Annotated in this window: 17 protein-coding genes; 14 read left to right on the top strand and 3 right to left on the bottom strand. The window is 48.1% G+C overall.

Features of this window, described 5'->3' with window-relative positions; translation table 11 throughout:
* Positions 1-72: 72 nt before the first annotated feature.
* Positions 73-1,035, bottom strand: coding sequence for a DUF4367 domain-containing protein (locus tag DEP07_RS22680; protein WP_242772925.1), 963 nt, complete (start codon positions 1,033-1,035; stop codon positions 73-75).
* Positions 1,036-1,301: 266 nt separating this feature from the next.
* Positions 1,302-1,460, bottom strand: a complete 159-nt coding sequence (locus tag DEP07_RS22675) for a hypothetical protein (protein ID WP_242772923.1) — start codon at positions 1,458-1,460, stop codon at positions 1,302-1,304.
* Positions 1,461-1,610: 150 nt separating this feature from the next.
* Between DEP07_RS22675 and DEP07_RS22670 the strand changes: the two genes are divergently transcribed.
* From DEP07_RS22670 to pstB (DEP07_RS22610), 13 genes are all read left to right on the top strand, one after another.
* Positions 1,611-1,724 carry a putative holin-like toxin gene (locus DEP07_RS22670; protein WP_242772921.1) on the top strand — a complete coding sequence of 38 codons (114 nt, stop codon included), beginning with the start codon at positions 1,611-1,613 and terminating at the stop codon, positions 1,722-1,724.
* Between the two features lie 58 nt (positions 1,725-1,782).
* Positions 1,783-2,544: a helix-turn-helix transcriptional regulator gene (locus tag DEP07_RS22665; RefSeq protein WP_287103038.1), complete on the top strand. Its 762-nt coding sequence runs from the start codon at positions 1,783-1,785 to the stop codon at positions 2,542-2,544.
* 281 nt (positions 2,545-2,825) lie between these two features.
* Complete coding sequence (locus DEP07_RS22660; RefSeq protein WP_287103037.1) at positions 2,826-4,451, top strand: peptide ABC transporter substrate-binding protein; 1,626 nt, start codon at positions 2,826-2,828, stop codon at positions 4,449-4,451.
* A 433-nt stretch (positions 4,452-4,884) separates the two neighbouring features.
* Positions 4,885-6,531 carry a peptide ABC transporter substrate-binding protein gene (locus DEP07_RS22655; RefSeq protein WP_122966594.1) on the top strand — a complete coding sequence of 549 codons (1,647 nt, stop codon included), beginning with the start codon at positions 4,885-4,887 and terminating at the stop codon, positions 6,529-6,531.
* Positions 6,532-6,712: 181 nt separating this feature from the next.
* Positions 6,713-8,302 carry a peptide ABC transporter substrate-binding protein gene (locus tag DEP07_RS22650; protein WP_274874785.1) on the top strand — a complete coding sequence of 530 codons (1,590 nt, stop codon included), beginning with the start codon at positions 6,713-6,715 and terminating at the stop codon, positions 8,300-8,302.
* A 111-nt stretch (positions 8,303-8,413) separates the two neighbouring features.
* Positions 8,414-8,671 (top strand): hypothetical protein, encoded by a 258-nt coding sequence (locus DEP07_RS22645; protein WP_063229439.1) that lies wholly within the window; start codon positions 8,414-8,416, stop codon positions 8,669-8,671.
* 148 nt (positions 8,672-8,819) lie between these two features.
* Positions 8,820-9,200: a hypothetical protein gene (locus DEP07_RS22640; protein ID WP_229049802.1), complete on the top strand. Its 381-nt coding sequence runs from the start codon at positions 8,820-8,822 to the stop codon at positions 9,198-9,200.
* Between the two features lie 186 nt (positions 9,201-9,386).
* Positions 9,387-11,066, top strand: a complete 1,680-nt coding sequence (locus tag DEP07_RS22635) for an N-acetylmuramoyl-L-alanine amidase (RefSeq protein WP_242772914.1) — start codon at positions 9,387-9,389, stop codon at positions 11,064-11,066.
* Positions 11,067-11,080: 14 nt separating this feature from the next.
* Positions 11,081-11,629, top strand: a complete 549-nt coding sequence (locus DEP07_RS22630) for a GerMN domain-containing protein (protein ID WP_280649130.1) — start codon at positions 11,081-11,083, stop codon at positions 11,627-11,629.
* A 188-nt stretch (positions 11,630-11,817) separates the two neighbouring features.
* Entirely contained in the window at positions 11,818-12,771 is a 954-nt protein-coding gene (locus DEP07_RS22625) for a phosphate ABC transporter substrate-binding protein (RefSeq protein WP_173598098.1), read from the top strand.
* Between the two features lie 94 nt (positions 12,772-12,865).
* Positions 12,866-13,813 carry a phosphate ABC transporter permease subunit PstC gene (gene pstC, locus DEP07_RS22620; protein ID WP_122966589.1) on the top strand — a complete coding sequence of 316 codons (948 nt, stop codon included), beginning with the start codon at positions 12,866-12,868 and terminating at the stop codon, positions 13,811-13,813.
* Positions 13,814-14,704, top strand: coding sequence for a phosphate ABC transporter permease PstA (pstA, locus tag DEP07_RS22615; protein WP_122966588.1), 891 nt, complete (start codon positions 13,814-13,816; stop codon positions 14,702-14,704).
* Positions 14,705-14,719: 15 nt separating this feature from the next.
* Positions 14,720-15,493: a phosphate ABC transporter ATP-binding protein PstB gene (gene pstB / locus DEP07_RS22610; protein ID WP_063229446.1), complete on the top strand. Its 774-nt coding sequence runs from the start codon at positions 14,720-14,722 to the stop codon at positions 15,491-15,493.
* A 230-nt stretch (positions 15,494-15,723) separates the two neighbouring features.
* Here the strand turns inward: pstB (DEP07_RS22610) and DEP07_RS22605 are convergent, their stop codons facing one another.
* A complete protein-coding gene (locus DEP07_RS22605; RefSeq protein WP_122966587.1) occupies positions 15,724-17,751 on the bottom strand; it encodes a methyl-accepting chemotaxis protein in 2,028 nt (675 codons plus the stop codon).
* A gap of 211 nt (positions 17,752-17,962) precedes the next feature.
* On the opposite strand from DEP07_RS22605, the gene pstB (DEP07_RS22600) reads away from it, so the two are divergent.
* A complete protein-coding gene (pstB, locus tag DEP07_RS22600; protein WP_122966586.1) occupies positions 17,963-18,715 on the top strand; it encodes a phosphate ABC transporter ATP-binding protein PstB in 753 nt (250 codons plus the stop codon).
* Positions 18,716-18,739 lie beyond the last annotated feature (24 nt).

The following is an 18,739-nucleotide window of genomic DNA, read 5'->3' as shown; positions in this document are numbered from 1 at the left end:
ACACAAAACTTTTTACGCTCTCATAACCAACAGTATTAAATTTAAGAAGCCCCTATAAGGGGCTTCTTAAATTTAATTAATAGATTCAGCAAACTTCAATACCTCTTCTTTTGTTAATTTGTCAGTAGTTTTAGCTACCATCCAGTAACTAACTTTATTGGCTTTCCAGGACAAGGTAATGTACTCATCACTTTCCTGAATTTCACCTTTTCTACCGTTGATTTCGATTTCTTCGCTTTCTCCCAATATTCCATTACCACCTTTGGTAATCATCAAATTAATAAACGAGTCATCAACTGTACTTTTATATCTAATTTCCCATTGGTTAAGTTTATCTTTTAATTTTTCATCTTCGATGACTGATGGTGGCTCAATCATTATTACATCATCGCTAACGGTCATAAACTCTGGGACATATTGAGGTTCAGCATAGTTTATGCTTTTTTTGACTTCTTTCATATTCACTTTTTTTGCTTTTGTATGTTCTTCTATTACTTCATATGTCTGAGATTCGTCCGAGGAAGATTTTGATTTGGATAGAGTTGAGGGGGCTTTATAGATCCACGTATCATACACATAATTATTTTGCCCTCCAGCACATCCACTAGGGTCTGCACATACTAGAGCACGAGTCATAGCTGCTTTTGTAGGGGTAGAATAAAGAGTTACGCCTGTTGTCAAGGTAAAACCAGATGCTACTGACTTTCCAAGATATTGAGTCTTTGTGCCTGCTCCGTTTCCATAAACATCAACGACTTGGTAGTTATAAAATTCAGAACCAGATGGACTGGAGGAACCAGCATAAGCTTCTGCCCTTTCAAATTTAATCTTATTAGATCCGTATTCATAAATTTTATCACTATGCATGTAGCTGTAATCTGCAGCATAGCTGCTGTCACTCACCGTACTATGGTAAGTAGTAGAGGTTCCAGCAATACCAGAAAGGGTATGCTCAACTGAATCAGCAAACGCTGATGTACCTCCTGCTAACGAAAGAGTGAGCAAAGTAAAAATAGTCTTTTTAAAGTGTTTCAAGAATTACAACTCCCTTATTAAATATTTTTCCAATCTAGTAATATAATATCGCAATCCCTTATGGATGGAACTGTCCATAAGACCTAAAAATTACCAAAATTTTGGGCGAAAATGGTATAATAGTTTGAAGGGGACCCAACCAACATCCTATTCAGGACGCTCAGGAAGCTCTGTAATCCACTCTATGATCTTGTCTGTGAGTCCCTCCGCGTCACCGTAAACCAGCGGACGTTCCAGCGATTTGCGTAGCCTTTCCATCCAGCGCTTCAAGCTCTGCTGAGCTGTTCGCGCCTTCCTCGTCTGGAATGATTGTACTCCCACTCTAATTCTGGAATAGCGACGAGATCGGCTTTCCCTACTCGTTCGATGTAAACAACCAGACGCACATTGTTCGTGACTCCCAGGGTTATCTCTCTGGTTTTCATGTTCGTTCCCGCCTCCAAGCGATTTTATCAATTACTTTAAATGGACAGTCTGATCGGAAGCATAGTAAAATATTGGACAAGTACATGACACGGCTTCTCTCAGGGTGGTCTGCTCATCTTCCCATGTCGCAAACAGGGGGAGGTGAGAATATGGCAATTACGCACGAAACACTGACCTTTTTGATTCAGTTTGGTGGATTTATTGTCACTTCGCTGAGTCTCGTCGTCACAATCGTCATTGCCTTGACCCCAAAAAAGAAGTGACCGCCCTGTGAGTTGGTAGCTCTGGCGGTCACTTCTGCCAAAAGGCGTGCTGCATGCCGTGCTCGGCGGCAAAAAGTTTTCGCTGCAACGGTATGAGCCAAGCAAGGAAATCGGATACTTTGTTCAGCACTATTGGGTAGTCAGATGGGATTTGCGCGGACAAGCTCCTTATTCGCAAACAGTGTTGGCCCACCCCAACGTCAATCTCGTTTTTGAACAGGGGGCATCGGGAATTTTCGGAGTCGCTCCGTCCACGTCCTCCCATATGCTTGCGGGTCAAGGTCATGTATTCGGTGTAAAATTCAAGCCAGGGGGATTCTTTCCGTTTTGGCAAAAACCTGTTTCGGAGCTATACGGTACATCTACTACTATAGAAGAAGTGTTCCAGGTGGACACGGCCGCACTGGAAGCAGAAATACTCCAGTTGCCGGACGATCAGGCAATGGTTGACCGATTCGAGCAGTTTCTGATTGAACGGCTGCCCCAGCAAGATCCGAATGTAGAAAAAATTTCTCAGCTGGTCACAAGGATTCAGGCGGATCGGAATGTGCTGAAGGTAGAGGATGCTGTTCGACTGTCCGACATGACGTTGCGGACGATGCAGCGACTGTTTGACCGTTATGTTGGCGTCAGCCCGAAATCAGTGATTCAGCGGTATCGGCTGCACGAAGCGGCGCAACTGATTGATCAGGGAGTAGTGAGCGACTGGTTGGAGATGTCCATAGCGCTTGGCTATTACGACCACTCGCATTTCATCCGGGACTTCCGTTCCATTGTCGGAGTATCTCCACAACAATATCGACAAATCCAAAGTTTATAATTTTGAAGAAAGCCTTCCCGGCGTCGTTTGCCAAGACGGGAAGGCTTCTTTGTTTTTGCATGGGAAGAATGGCGAAAATTCCGCGGTTCGCATAGTTTTTCCGTCGCGAGGCATACTTCATTTAATGAAGAATGTGAATTTATTTCCGTTAATACAATTTGATCTTTGAATAAAACATAATTAAACTTGCTTAAAATGTCTTCAATATTACTAAAAATGCAGTATATTTGTTGAAGTAGCTTTTCCATGAGTGTTACACATACAAAAGGGGGTCAACACCAATGAAAAAAAGCGTATTCGCAGCGATGAGTTCCATCCTGGTTCTGAGTGCGGCGCTGGCTGGCTGTGGCGGCGGCGAGAAAGCAGCAGAGCAAGGAAATTCTGCTAATAGTGAAAAAACAAGCGGTCCAAAAGTTCTGCGCATGAACATGAAGAGTGAGCCACCAACGGCTGACCCTGGCTTGGCTGAGGATTCCACTTCCGGTGCTGTTTTGCGTGCGACCTTTGACGGTTTGACTCGTATTGGTGAAGATGGCAAACCACATGAATCCATAGCGGAAAAAATTGACGTTTCTGAAGATGGACTTACTTATACATTCCACCTGCGTGACAGCAAATGGAGCAACGGCGATGCTGTTACAGCAAAAGACTTTGAATACGCTTGGAAGCGAGCGCTCGATCCGAAACTCGGTTCTACCTACGCTTACCAACTGTACTACCTGAAAAACGCGGAAGAGTACAACACAGGCAAAGCGAAAGCTGAAGACGTGGGCGTAAAAGCAAGTGACGACAAAACACTTGTTGTTACTTTGAAAAACCCGACTCCGTTCTTCCTGGAGCTGACAGCTTTCTACACGTACTTCCCAGTGAACCAAAAAGTGGTTGAAGGAACGCAAAACTGGGCAGGCGACGCGAAAACTCACGTAGGTAACGGTCCGTTCAAGATCGATACTTGGGAGCACAAAAGCAAGCTGATTCTCGCGAAAAACGAGAACTACTGGGATAAAGATGCTGTAAAACTGGACAAGATCGATTTCTCCATGGTTGAGGATGAAAACACGGAGCTGTCCATGTTTGACAACGGCGATCTGGATTGGGCAGGTGCTCCAACTTCCGCACTGCCAACAGACGCGATTCCGGCTCTGAAAGACTCCGGAAAAATGCAAACGCATGCGATTGCGGGCACGTACCTGTACAAATTCAATACAGAGAAACCGCCGTTCAACAATGCGAAAATCCGTAAAGCGTTCGCTTATGCGATCGACCGTCAAACAATCATCGACAACGTAACACAAGCAAACCAAGAACCGGCAATGGGTCTGGTGCCTCCAACGATGGCAGTAGCATCTAGCCCGTACTTCAAAGATAACGATGTAGAAACAGCGAAAAAATTGCTGGAAGAAGGTATGAAAGAGGAAGGCATCACCAAGCTGCCAACTCTGACTCTTTCCTATAATACATCCGAAGGTCACAAGAAAATTGCCGAAGCAATCCAGGACCAATGGAAAAAAGCTCTTGGCGTAGAAGTGAAGCTGGAGAACAAAGAGTGGAAAGTATTCCTGGATGACCTGCACCAAGGTAAATTCCAAATCGCTCGTTCCAGCTGGACTGGCGACTACAACGATCCGTACACATTCCTGGATCTGTTCAAGCTGAAAAAAGGCAGCAACAACGATACCAACTGGGAAAGTCCGAAGTATCAAGAGCTGCTGAACAAATCTGCGGTTGAAAAAGACCCTGAGAAGCGCAAACAAATCTTGGCAGAAGCAGAAGCATTGTTCATGGACGAAATGCCAGCTGCGCCAATCTACTACTACACTCATTCCTACGTGAAGAGCGACAAGGTAAAAGGTGTTGTTCTGGACGGTCTGGGCTTCGTAGACTGGAAATGGGCAGACATTCAATAATAGCAAAGAATGAAAGAGGAGCGATCAGCTCCTCTTTTTTTGTTGAATGCGGAGGGAAATCGCCGTCAAAGCTTGTCGAGTTTATTCATCCATAAAGAAAACAGAATAGAGGGCAATGAGAAGAATAAATATTTGTAAAATTCCAAATAAAAAATGAGTTTGAGAGCGACACGCATCAATAAGCCATTTTGGGCAGGATTGCCAAGAGTGTTGCGAGAAGAAGTGCGACAAAACCGCGCCAAATCAACGTTTTCCAGAGGAGAATAAAGACGTCGAGCATTTGCTATTATATTTTTCCAATAAATTATTTTTTATAAAAGATTAAACATCTTTATAAATAAATAAAAATTTATTAAATCATTCTAAAACATATTTAAAAATAATATAAAACCATGTATATTGATAAAAGATTTAGAAAAGGGGGATTACTTGTATGAAAAAGAATGTTTTCGTAGCAATGAGTTCTATCCTCGTTCTTGGTGCGGCACTTGCAGGATGCGGTGGCGGTAACCAAGCAGCGCCAGCAGATAATAATGCAGCAGCAGGTAACAAAACGGAAACTCCTGCTCCAGCAGCTGGACCAAAAGTACTGAAATTGAACCTGCACTCCGAGCCGCCAACAGCTGACCCTGGTATTGCGGAAGATACAACTTCCAGCACGATCATCACAGCTACTTTTGAAGGTTTGACTCGTGTAGGTAAAGATAACAAAGTACATGAAGCAGCAGCTGAAAAAATTGAAATTTCTCCAGACGGTAAAAAATATACATTCAAAATCCGCGATGCTAAATGGAGCAACGGCGATGCCGTATCCGCAAAAGACTTCGAATTTGCTTGGAAACGCGCGCTCGATCCGAAAACAGCTTCCAACTACGCTTACCAACTGTACTATGTGAAGGGTGCTGAAGCCTTCAACAAAGGTACTGGTAAAGTAGAAGATGTAGGCGTAAAAGCAATTGATGACAAAACACTGGAAGTTGAACTGACTAACCCAACTCCATTCTTCCTGGAACTGGTAGCGTTCAAAACATACTTCCCAGTTCACCAAAAAACAGTTGAAGGCAACGACAAATGGGCTACTGACGCGAAAACAATCGTTGGTAACGGTCCATTCAAAATGGAAACTTGGGAACATAAGAGCAAACTGGTTGTTGTGAAAAACGACAACTACTGGGATAAAGACAACGTAAAACTGGACAAAATCGAGTTCTCCATGGTAGAAGATGAGAACACTGAGCTGTCCATGTATGAAAATGGCGAACTGGATTGGGCAGGTGCTCCAACTTCCGCATTGCCAACAGACGCAATTCCGGCTCTGAAAGATTCCGGAAAAATGACAACTCAACCGATCGCAGGTACTTATTTCTACCGTTTCAACACAGAAAAAGCACCTTTCAACAACGTGAAAATCCGTAAAGCGTTTGCTTACGCGATCGATCGTCAAAGCCTGATCGACAACATCCTGCAAGCTGGTCAATTGCCAGCAACAGGCTATGTGCCACCGAGCATGGCTCTGAACAAAGACGGCTACTTCAAGGACAAAGACCTCGATGCAGCGAAAAAATTGCTGGAAGAAGGTATGAAGGAAGCAGGCATCAGCAAACTGCCAACCCTGACACTTTCCTACAACACTTCCGAAGGTCACAAAAAGATCGCAGAAGCGATTCAAGACCAATGGAAGAAAAACCTCGGCGTAGACGTGAAACTCGAAAACAAAGAGTGGAAAGTATACCTGGATGATGTACACCAAGGTAAATACCAAGTAGCTCGCGCTGGTTGGCTGGGTGACTTCAACGATCCAATCAACTTCCTGGAAATGTTCAAAGAAAAAGACGGCGGAAACAACGATACTCGTTGGGAAAATCCGAAGTACAAAGAGCTGCTGAACCAATCCGCTCTGGAACAAGATCCAGAAAAACGTAAAGCAATCTTGGCAGAAGCTGAGCAAATCCTGATGGATGAAATGCCAATCATGCCAATCTACTACTACACTCAATCTTGGGTTAAAAACGACAAGGTTGACGGCGTAATCATCGACGGTCTGGGTGCTGTTGATTACAAATACGCTGACATCAAGTAATCATTGAAGAGATGCAACTGATATAAGGAAGAGAGGCGTTTTTAACGCTTCTCTTCTTTTTTTTGCGGCAAGCAGTCGGCGAGCATGGCGCAATCCTTTTATTAGAAAAATCACCCAAAAAATCCCTCTCGCTTGTATACTGATGGTAGAAGTCCATATAAAAAAATAAGGAGTTTTGATCGTGAAAAAAAGCGTAGTAGCAGTTACAAGCGCAATGCTGATTGTTGGGGGAAGCTTGGCAGGGTATGCGGATGCCGGACAAGCGGCGGAGCCGAAGGTGCTCAGGATGAATATGAACTCGAACCCGCCGACTGTGGACCCGGGGATCGCGGAAGATTCAACGTCAGGAGCAGTAACCAGGGCAATTTTCGAGGGATTGACCCGTGTAGGCGAAGATGGAAAAATTCATGAAGCAGCAGCGGAGAGTTATACCATTTCTGCTGACGGCAAAACCTATACATTTAAAATCCGTCCATCTAAGTGGAGCAATGGCGATCCGGTAACTGCTCATGACTTCGAATATGCTTGGAAACGCGCGCTGAACCCTGAGACAGCATCGAATTATGCTTACCAGCTATACTATTTGAAAGGCGCGGAAGCTTACAATCAAGGTAACGGAAAAGCGGAGGAAGTAGGAGTCAAAGCCATAGATGCGACAACCTTGGCCGTGGAGCTAACCGCTCCAGCCCCGTTCTTCACGGAACTGACAACTTTCTACACCTATTACCCCGTAAATAAAAAAGTAGTGGAAGCAAACGCACGATGGGCGCTTGACCCCAAAACGATTGTAGGGAACGGCCCTTTTCAAATCGAGACTTGGAAGCCCCAGCACCAGATGATTCTGGCGAAAAACCAGAACTACTGGGATAAAGGGAACGTAAAATTGGACAAGATTCATTTTTCCATGATAGAAGACGAACTGGTAGAGCTGACGATGTTTCGCAACGGAGATCTAGATTGGGCAGGAGCTCCTTTGTCCCAAATCCCACTTGATCTCGAGTTGGATTTGGGATCACCTCCGATACTTAACACTCAAGCGATAGCAGGCACTTATTTTTATCGCTTCAACACCAAGCAAGCTCCTTTTAATAATGTCAAAATCCGTAAAGCTTTTGCTTATGCGCTGGATCGGCAGGGGTTGATAGAAGCAATGTGGATGAATGTCCTTCCCGCCACAGGTTATGTGCCGTCGAGCATGGGGCTTAAAGCTGAGGGTTACTTCAAAGACAATGACATAGAAACAGCGAAACAGCTTCTCCAAGAAGGAATGAAAGAAGCAGGAATCAGCAAACTCCCTCCCATCACCATTTCCTACAACACATCCCAAAGTCATAAAAAAATTGCAGAAGTGATCCAATATCAATGGAAAAACAATCTTGGCGTAGAGGTGAAGTTGGAAAACACCGAATGGAAAAAATTTCTGGAAGATGTCCACCAAAGCAAATATCAAATATCCCGCTTTGGCTGGCTCGCCGACTTCAACGATCCGATCAACTTTTTGGAGATGTTCAAGGACAAAGACGGCGGGAACAATGACACTGGTTGGGAAAATCCGCAGTATAAAGAACTGCTGAACCAGTCGGCAAAAGAGCAGGACCCGCAAAAACGCAAAGCGATTCTCGCCAAGGCCGAGCAAATCCTCATGGACGAAATGCCGATCATGCCGATCTATTATTATTCACAAAATTGGCTGCAAAGCAAAAAGGTCGATGGAGTGGTTATGGACGGCTTGGGAATGATCGACTTCAAATACGCAGATATCAAGCCTTAATCTGCGGATGCCCTTCTTTCTTTTTTTCCAACGCATGGACAAATGACCAATCCATTGTGCTCCTGGCTACATAGAGTAAAAAGGAACAAACTGCAACCAGGGGGGATCGCTGTGGATATTGGCAAATTGCTCAGCATTGTAAGGTCAATTCCCAAAGACAAGCTGAAAACGGACGCAGGCTTGAAAGAGGTCATTCGCGATTTGGGCAAAAAAGCGGGCAAAAACTTCTCAGACAAGGAACTGAACGGATATGTGGCGCAGTTTCGGCAAATGTCCAAGACCGAAAACGTCGGGAGCCTGCTGAATAAGCTGTCCAAAAAAGGCGTTAATTCCAAAGACATCGACAACCTGAAAAAGCGCTTTAAATAAAGGGGGGCTTATCTAGGAGGGAGGTGGGATTATCGCTGCCAAGACCCGAAGGAAAAAGAAGCAGGCCGTCTCCCAGGGCCAACTGTTAGAGACGATGCACAGGCTGGCTGATGCGCATGATGTGAGCAATGCCCAGGTGATGCGCGAGATGAACCAGATGAAGCAAGAGTTGCAGGATATGAAGGACACGCTTGGAAGACTGAAGGCTACGCCCAGTCTGGGACCGCGGCGCAGCATCTTGTTCGGTGGACGCCAGCGTCCGGTTCCTGTACAGTCCGCCCCGGAGAAACCGAAGCCTGCGATCTCGATTGAAGATTTGCTGCCGTTATTGCCGCACTTGAGCGGGGCTATTCCCCAACTGAAGAACCCGAAAGTAGCGGATTCAATCAAAGTCCTGTCAAATCCGGCTGTCATGTCCATGATTCAGCAGTTTATTGCCAGCGGGGGCTTGAATATGCTGAAAGGGCAGGGACCCGTTCAGGAAGTAAGCAGAAGAGAAAGGCGCGGCTTGTCGCGCTTCCTTCGATAGAACAAGCAGGATCAGACACGATTCTCTCTCAAAAGACTGCCTCTTTGTCAAAAAAGAGCAGTCTTTTGTCTTTTTGGTACGAAAAGACTATAAACTTTACAGATTCACTAGCGTCTAATAGAATGGTGAACGTTGCACAATGGGCTAACGCCACATAACAAATCAGACATCACGGAGGAGGTCAGGATGAAAAGACGATTTTACCCTCTGCTTCTGGCGCTGCTGCTGGTCCTGCTGCTTATCCCCGGTTGGGCGGCTGCGGCAAGTAGTGCAACTGAGGAGACCGTCAGCTTAATGATTGGTGGACAAGCAGTTACCCCGGATGTACCGCCATTGATCAAAAGCGGGCGGACATTGGTTCCTGTCCGTGTCATCGCAGAAGGTCTGGGCGCAGATGTCGCCTGGAATGAAGCGACCCGGACAGCTGTTATTACGAAGGGATCTCAGCAGCTTTCCCTCACGCTGGACTCGCGTACAGCGCAACTGAACGGAAAACAGGTCAAGTTGGATACAGCCCCTGTCATTTCCCAGAAACGCATGCTGCTGCCTTTGCGATTTGTCGGGGAATCGCTTGGAATCACAGTAGGTTGGGACAGCAGTTCCCGTACCGTCATTGCCAATGAGACGCCGCAAGTGACATTGAACGGACGCGCTCCTGAAAAAGCGATCAAGCTGTACCAGGTGTCTGACACGATGTATGTGGCTGCCGATGCAGTGGCAGAACAAGTCGGGCAAAAAGGCTTTGCCTGGAGTCGCCCAGAGCGCGGCATGACGATCGACAGCCAGCTGGTTCTCCCGTTGAAGCAAGTGGAAGACGAACTGGGCGGGTCGATTGACTGGAACCAGAAAAAGAACTTGGTCGAGATTGAAAGACTTAATCATCTGACAGGTGTTGAGCAAGATGGGGATCGCGTACATATTAATATGAAGCTGCCTGTACAGGCGAACGCTTTTGTACTGACAGGCCCCCATCGCATTGTGCTGGATCTTCCCCAAACGGCTTTGACAGATGATTTGGTGGAAGAGTTGAAGCAAAAGGAACAAGCAGCGAGCACGGGAGCATCTGAGGATCGCCAGCAGGCTGCTTCCGCAGATGACGAGGACGAACAGAGTGCAGAAGACTCCGATTCTTATAACGATGAGCAGCAGGCAGCCGCGAGTGTGCCGGAGGAAGAGCCGCTCATCGCCAGCCTTCGCTACAGCCAGTACAGTGCTTCTCCCGAGACGGTTCGCGTCGTCATTGAGTTGAACCAGAAGAGCGCGTATAATCTGGCGTATACGAAAGACGGTATCGAAGTGAAGCTTACCCCAAAACCTAAAAAGACAGGCTACCTCATCGTAGTCGATGCTGGTCATGGGGGAAAAGACCCTGGAACGTTGGGCGTGGCAGGCAACCACGAAAAAGATTACAATCTGGCTGTCGCAAACAAGCTAATAGCCTTGTTGAAACAATATCCGGAGTTTCAGGTAGTTCCGGTGCGTACGACAGATGTATTCTATGAGCTGTCAGAGCGGGTGGCGATTGCCAACGAGATGGATGCGGATTTGTTCCTGTCCATCCACGCCAACGCATTCCCGAAACCGACGACAGGCGGAACGGAAACGTTCTATTACAATGCAAACAGCAAAACATTTGCGCAAGTCGTTCACAAGTATTTGCAAGGTGCTACGCAGTTCCCGGATCGGGGCGTCAAGGCAAGCGGCTTTTACGTCATCAAAAACACCAAAATGCCGGCTGTCCTGACAGAGACAGGCTTCCTGTCCAACCCGCAAGAGAATGCGTTGCTTACCTCATCGGAATTTCAGGACAAAATCGCGAAAGCCCTTGCTGCGGCTATTCGTGAATACTATCAGTCTTATCAGTAAGGGAGGCTTTCACGATGAAAAAAAGTCTGATGATCGGGGTGGCAGCTTTTGCTGTGTTGCTTCTGGCTGGTTGCGGACAAAATGCAACGCCTGCACCGCAGCCGACAACACCTGTTGAACAGCCATCCGGCAATAAAACAGACCCATCGACTACAGAGCCGACACTGAAAAAACAGCTCGTGACCGTCTACTACTCCGACAGCGATCTGATGGAACTGCAAAAAGAAGAACAGGAAATCTCGTTTGCAGAAGACATCGAGAAGTACAAGAAAACACTCGCGCTGCTTGGGAAGCCAGTGAAGGCAGATGCTCACTTTCCGCTCTGGAAAGACTTCCAGTACCATTCGTTGACGTTTGCTGACGGCACGTTGACGATTGATGCGGATAGCAAAAACCAGTACAACCTCGGTTCCAGCGGCGAAGGAATGGCAGTGGACTCGCTGAAAGAAACCTTTTTTCAATTCCCGGAAGTAAAACAAATCGTCATCCTGGAAGACGGCAAGAAAACGGAATCGTTGATGGGGCATGTCGATATATCGCAGCCTTTGACCCGCGACAAATAAATAGTTAACCGCAAGCGAAAGGCGGCACAACCTGATTGAACAGGATGTGCCGCCTTTTATACATTTGCCCGACCATCTTTAAAAAAGCTTAACAATGGCATCACAATCCTACAACATTCGACCTGTATAGTTTGTACTTGTAAGAGAGAAAAAAACAAACCGAACCTTTTAAGGAGGATTTTCATCCAATGAAAAAACTCAGCAAAATGTTAATGGCGCTGACATTTGTAGGAGCATTGCTCGCAGGTTGTGGAAGCAACAATGCGGCTCCAGCACCACAGCAACCAGCGCAACAACCGGCGCAGCAACCAGCTACTCCGGCTCCGGAACAAAACAACTCTGGTTCGACAACAACTACATCGGGTGAACCGATCACTGCAGTTGGTTCTACCGCTTTGCAGCCTCTGGTCGAGCAAACGGCCAAAGACTTTATGGCAAAAAATCAAGGTGTGCAAATTCAAGTTCAAGGCGGAGGAAGCGGTACAGGTCTGAGCCAAGTAGCAAGCGGCGCAGCAACAATCGGTAACTCCGACATCTTCGCAGAAGAGAAAAAAGGCATTCCGGCAAACGAACTGGTTGACCATAGAGTAGCAGTTGTTGGTATGGCAGCAGCGGTTAGCCCGAAAGTAAAAGTAGACAACCTGACCAAGCAACAACTGATCGACATCTTCACTGGCAAAATCACCAACTGGAAAGATGTTGGCGGCGACGATATGAAGATCACGCTGGTAAACCGTCCAAAGTCTTCCGGAACCCGTGCAACATTCAGCAAATTCGCACTGGACGGAAAAGAAGAAGCAGAAGGCATCACAGAGGATTCCTCGGGTACCGTTCGCAAAATCATCGCGGAAACTCCTGGCGCAATCGGCTACCTGGCTCTGTCCTACTTCAATGACTCCGTAAAAGCATTGAAACTCGACGGTGTAGAAGCAAACGCAGAAAACATTGCATCGAACAAATACCCAGTGTGGGCATATGAGCACATGTATACAAAAGGCGAGCCAACTGGCAACGCAAAAGCTTTCCTGGAGTTCATCCTGTCTGAAGAAGTACAAAAGAAAACTATTACTGAACTGGGCTTCCTGCCAATCACAGATATGAAAGTAGAACGTGATGCAGAAGGCAAAGTAACGCAAAAATAAGACACTCACGGGTCAACAGCAAAATAGAGGGGTGGGGGGGCCTTACCCCTCATTTTGCTTGCTCGAAAGCCGTTTTCTTTCTAGGAGGGAGAACATGAACCATCGTATTGAAGGGGTAGGGACAAATCGCCAATCACTGATTGCGCGAAAAATGCTGACATACAATAAACGCCAATTTACAGAGAATATGACCGGGCGAACAATCGCCATGGTATGTGCGGCTTTGCTGGTCATCGTCGTCTTGTCGATTACGTACTTCATCGCTTCCAAAGGGTTGTCCACCTTTTTTGTTGACGGTGTCAGTATCAGTGAATTTTTGACTCAGGTGAAATGGGACCCAGAGGGCGAGCCTGCACTCTACGGTGTGTTTCCTTTCATCCTCGGATCGTTTTTGGTAACGGCTCTCGCTGCATTGATCGCGGCACCGCTCGGAATTGGCGCAGCGATTTTCATGACGGAAATATTCCCGGGCTTCGGGAAAAAAGTGTTGAAACCAGTTATTGAGCTTTTGGTTGGGATTCCATCCGTTGTATACGGATATGTAGGTCTTACTTTATTGGTTCCGTTTATTCGCGAACAGTTCGATGTGTTGGGCTTCAGTCTGTTGGCTGGGGGACTCGTACTCGCTTTGATGATTTTGCCTACGATCACCAGTGTGGCGACAGATGCGATCGAGGCTGTGCCTCAAGATTTGCGGAACGCATCGCTTGCTCTGGGTGCGACGCGTTGGCAGACGATTTGGAATGTCGTGCTGCATTCTTCCCTGCCGGGTTGCTTGACGGCGGTCGTATTGGGGATGGCGCGCGCATTTGGCGAAGCGCTTGCGGTACAAATGGTGATCGGTAACACGACGAAGCTTCCAGGCAGCTTGCTTGATCCAATCAGCACGCTGACGAGCGGAATTACGCTTAACATGGGAAATACGATTCAGGGAACGCCTTACAACAATGCGCTCTGGTCCATGGCTCTTCTGCTGCTTCTGATGTCGTTCGTTTTCATTATGATCTTGCGCTTTTTGGGCAGAAAAAGGCTGGTGAAGTAAATGAGAGCGAGATTGATGGACCGTATTGCGACTGTTGTGCTGACTCTGATTGCCGCTCTGATTATCGGTACGCTTATCGGCTTGCTCGGCTTCATTTTGACGCAAGGCTGGCATAAGCTGAACCTGGACTTTTTGACTTCTCCGCCTGATATCGTCAACGCAGGAGGCGGGATCGGACCGCAACTGTTCAACTCGTTTTACTTGCTGGTTCTGACCATGCTGATTGCTTTGCCGCTTGGCATCGGAGCAGGAATTTATATGGCTGAATATGCGCCGGATAACAAGTTCACACAGTTTATCCGCATGAGTATAGAAGTGCTTTCTTCGTTGCCGTCTATCGTTGTTGGCCTGTTTGGTTTGCTCGTCTTCGTAAACATGACGGGCTGGGGGTATACCTTGTTCTCCGGTGCCCTGGCTTTGACCGTTTTCAACCTTCCGTTGCTCGTACGCGTAACAGAGGATGCGCTGCGCAACGTGCCGCGCAGTCAAAAAGAAGCAAGCCTGGCGCTTGGCATCACCAAATGGCGGACGATCGTTTCCGTCATTCTTCCGGCAGCGCTCCCGGGCATTCTCACCGGGGCGATCCTCGCTTCCGGCCGCGTCTTCGGGGAAGCGGCTGCGCTTTTGTTTACGGCAGGGATGTCTTCGCCGAACCTGAACTTTGCTGATTTCTCCTTGAACAGCCCGACCTCTCCGCTGAATCCGTTCCGCCCGGCTGAAACATTGGCCGTGCATATTTGGAAAGTAAACAGCGAGGGGCTGACGCCAGACGCTCGCGATGTGGCAGACGGTGCGGCAGCTGTTCTGATCATTGCTGTGTTGCTCTTTAACCTCTCGGCCCGTTGGTTTGGTACTTGGGTATACAAAAAGATGACTTCAGGGTCCAACTAAGGAGAGATGACGGGGATGTCCATACTCACCATGCAGGATACGATTATTTCGACAAACAATGTCTCGGTTTATTACGGCGAGAAGCAAGCCGTCAAAAATATCTCGATGGAAGTCGAGCGCAACTCGGTGACGGCTTTTATCGGGCCGTCCGGCTGTGGAAAATCGACGCTTTTGCGCAGCCTGAACAGGATGAACGATCTCGTTCCTTCGTGCCGCGTGACAGGCTCGATTGTCGTGGATGGAATCAACATCAACAGTGAGGAAGTCAACATCGAGAGCTTGCGCCAGGTCGTCGGAATGGTGTTCCAGAGGGCCAACCCTTTTTTCAAATCGATCTATGAAAATATCGCGTTCGCCCCGCGTTTTCACGGATTGACGGATCGTCGCAAGCTGGACGAATTGGTGGAGACGAGCTTGCGCAAAGCGGCTTTGTGGGACGAAGTAAAAGACCGTCTGCGCGATTCCGCCCTGTCTCTGTCAGGCGGACAGCAGCAGCGTCTGTGCATCGCACGCGCCATTGCCATGCAGCCGACCATTTTGCTGCTGGATGAGCCGGCTTCTGCACTCGACCCGATTTCTACGATGAAAATCGAAGAGCTGGTCATGCAACTGAAGGAAGAATACACAATTGTGATCGTGACGCACAACTTGCACCAGGCGGCGCGCATCTCGGATAAGACGGCGTTCTTTTTGCTCGGCGAACTGGTCGAGATGGATGAAACGGGAAAAATTTTCACCTCGCCAGAAAACGACAAGACAGAGGCGTACATCAGCGGTCGCTTTGGCTGAATCGCGAAGGAAAAGGAAAAGGAAAAGGAAAAGGCTCTCCTGGCAGCATGCTTGCGCAGGAGGGCCTTTTCTTGTACAGTCTCGGGGCAAGGGCAAGGGCAAGGGCAAGGACAACGCCGGAGCCAGAGCCACGGCCACGAAATGCAGCATGACTCCCCAAGCGTTGATGATGACTGCTGCGCCGTGCGACGAGTCCGCTAGACAGCAAAACAAGCAACAAAAAAAGCCTTCTATGCAGAAGGCTTTTCTACTGCCCGGAAAAACCGGATTTCGTGCTCCAAATCTTCTACGATGCCAGCCAGTCGCTCTGAATCGTGCAGGAACTGCTCAGACAGCGAGAGACTTTCCTGATTGGCGGCGACGGCTTGCTGGGTGCCGGCAACCACTTCCTGAGCGGAATCCGCGAGGCTGTCGACGCGCCGGAAAATGACCTGGCTTTGACTGGAGATCGTTTCGGCCAACTGCCTGATCGCTTCAAACTGCGTCGTCAAAACTTCGCTGATCGAGATCGTCTGCTGGAAAATATCTGTCGCCTGATGCAATGTGTGAATCCCGTCGACGGTCGCGTGATCGGTAGTTGCCAGACAAGCTTCTACGCGCTCCATCCGGTTCTCGCCGGACGTGATGACGTGTTGGATGCGAGTAGTGGCCTCCTCGGTTTGCTCCGACAACAGGCGGATTTCGTCAGCCACGATGCCGAAGCCGAGTCCAGCCTGACCAGCTCGCGATGCTTCAATCCGGGCGTTGAAAGACAACAGTCTGGTGCGCTGCGAGATGGAGGAAATCCAGCCGAGAATGTCCCGAATGTCATCCATGCTTTCTCGCATCGAACCCATCGCCTGAAGGGATGCTTTCATATCCGTCGAGATTTTTTGCATGTTGTCTTTTAACAGGGCGATTGAGGTTGCGGCTTTGGCGCTTTGTTCCCGCGATTTCTGATTTTGCATGATCGCTGTTTCCATCGATTGGGTGACGCGGCCCAACTCTTGCGTGATGTCTGCCATAGTTTGGTGAATATCATCGATTTGGGCTTGCTGGTTGTCCATTTCCAGGGCGAGTCGCTCCGTGACGGAGACGACCTCTGTCTGCATGGCGTGGGAGTGTCGCGAGCCTGTTCCGACATGCTCGGCCACCTGTTTGACATCGGAAATGACGTACTGGATTTTGCCGATGATCGTTCTGATCTGTCCGCTCATCCGGTTGAAGCTGTCGGCGAGCTGTCTGATTTCATCATTGGTTTGGACGTGCATCGTCTGGAACAAGTCGCCTTCGCTGAAAGCCGTCATTTTTTGCTGGACTTCTTTGACGGGCTTGATAATTTTGCGAACGTACAAATAGAGCAGCAAAGCCAGTGAAATCAGACCGACGAGCGAGATGACCAGAATCGTCAGTTGCAAGCGGCGGACCTCCTGCTTGACCTCTGATACGGATTGAACGACGATCATTCCCCATTTGAGCGCCGGGTCGAACTTGTAGGCAGCGAACGCATCCATGCCGTTTATATGGAACGAATCAAAGCCTGACTTGCCTGCGATCACATTGGAGACGACGGGCAGCTCCGTGAGCAGGGGGCGCTGCAAGGCGTACGTTTTATCCGGGTGAGCGAGCAGCTTCCCTTGCTGATCGACAATCATCGCGTACCCGGTATTTCCCAGCTTGATTTGTCCAATCGACTCGCTGAGCTTTGGCACGGAGACGAACGCTACGACTACCCCGACAGGTTCTTCCTCGTCGTTGCGCAAAGCCATCGACACGGCGATTTTGGGAAACTCGGTTGCGGAAAATTGAAACACGTCCGAAACAAAAGCGGTTGGCTTGTCCCACGCTCCTTTGTACCAGTCTGCTGCCCGCGGATCATAAGAGCTGTCCAGCGGGGAGCCTGGGAAGGTCAAGTAACGCCCATCTGCTGTAACGACCTGAATTTCCGAAATCGTCGGATTGCTGTTAACCATGTCGGTAAAGATGCCGAAGCTCTGACTGTTTGTGATTTTGCTGTTTTTGTAAGTAGAAGCATAGGAGGAAAGAGCGGTGATGATTGACTGTACGCGGCTGTTCACTTCCTGCAAGGCAGACCCGGATGCATCGAAGAGCTGCTGCTTCGTTTTTTCATTGAGTGTGCTTTCCGATTGATAACTGATAAAGAATGCGGCAATGGCCATCATGCTGACTACCATAGTCAAAATCCCGAAAAACAATCTGGTAAAAATCGATCGGTAATGAAACGACGCGTTGCCCAATATACGTTTTTTTCTCGGCATTACATGCTCTCCCCTTATTCGACAAAACGTTCAGCTTTATTGTAGGGTGTACTATTGGGGGCGTATATGGTTTGCAAGAAACATTTACCATAACTTTACCTAGCTTTAAAACTTTATGGAAACTTAATATAGTCCTCATCAAAGCATAACATTGGCGAGCTATAGTGGTTGAGTAATCAGATGCTACAACCGCGAAGGAGCGAAGGAAAGCATGAGTGTTATTTCGGTAAGAGAGTTAAATCTCTTCTACGGTAACAAACAAGCCCTCTATCATATAAATCTTGATGTTGAGCCAAATTCCATTACAGCTTTGATCGGGCCGTCCGGCTGCGGGAAGTCTACGTTTTTGCGCACGTTGAACCGGATGAACGACTCTGTTCCGAACACCAAAATCACCGGAGTTGTAAAGGTGTTTGATGAAGACATTTACAGTTCCAGCGTGGAAGTCGAGCGGTTGCGTAAAAATATCGGAATGGTGTTCCAGCATCCGAATCCGTTTCCGAAAAGCATTTACGACAATGTCACTTACGGACCGAGACTTCACGGCATGATGGATCGCCACAAGCTCGACGAGATCGTGGAGAACAGTCTCAAGGCCGCTGCTTTGTGGGACGAAGTCAAGGACGTGTTGAAAAAGCCTGCTACCGGACTGTCTGGCGGACAACAGCAACGTCTCTGTATTGCACGCGCGCTGGCTGTCCAGCCGCAAGTCATTTTGATGGATGAGCCTACTTCTGCGCTGGACCCGATCTCCACGGCGAAAATCGAGGAGCTGCTGGAAGAGCTGAAAGATACGTATACGATCGTCATCGTGACGCATAACATGCAGCAAGCAGCGCGTATTTCTGACAAAACGGCGTTCTTCCTCAACGGGGAGCTTGTGGAATTTGACCAGACGCCAACGATTTTCCAAAACCCGCGCGACAAACGGACAGAGGACTACATTACTGGCCGTTTCGGATAAAGCAAGTTTGTAGTAAGGTAGAGG

Origin of the sequence: Brevibacillus sp. (assembly GCF_003521185.1) — a bacterium.
In the GTDB taxonomy this organism is placed as follows: domain Bacteria; phylum Bacillota; class Bacilli; order Brevibacillales; family Brevibacillaceae; genus Brevibacillus; species Brevibacillus parabrevis.
The sequence above is the reverse complement of the archived record's forward strand: the minus strand, read 5'-3'. Positions and strand labels throughout refer to the sequence as shown.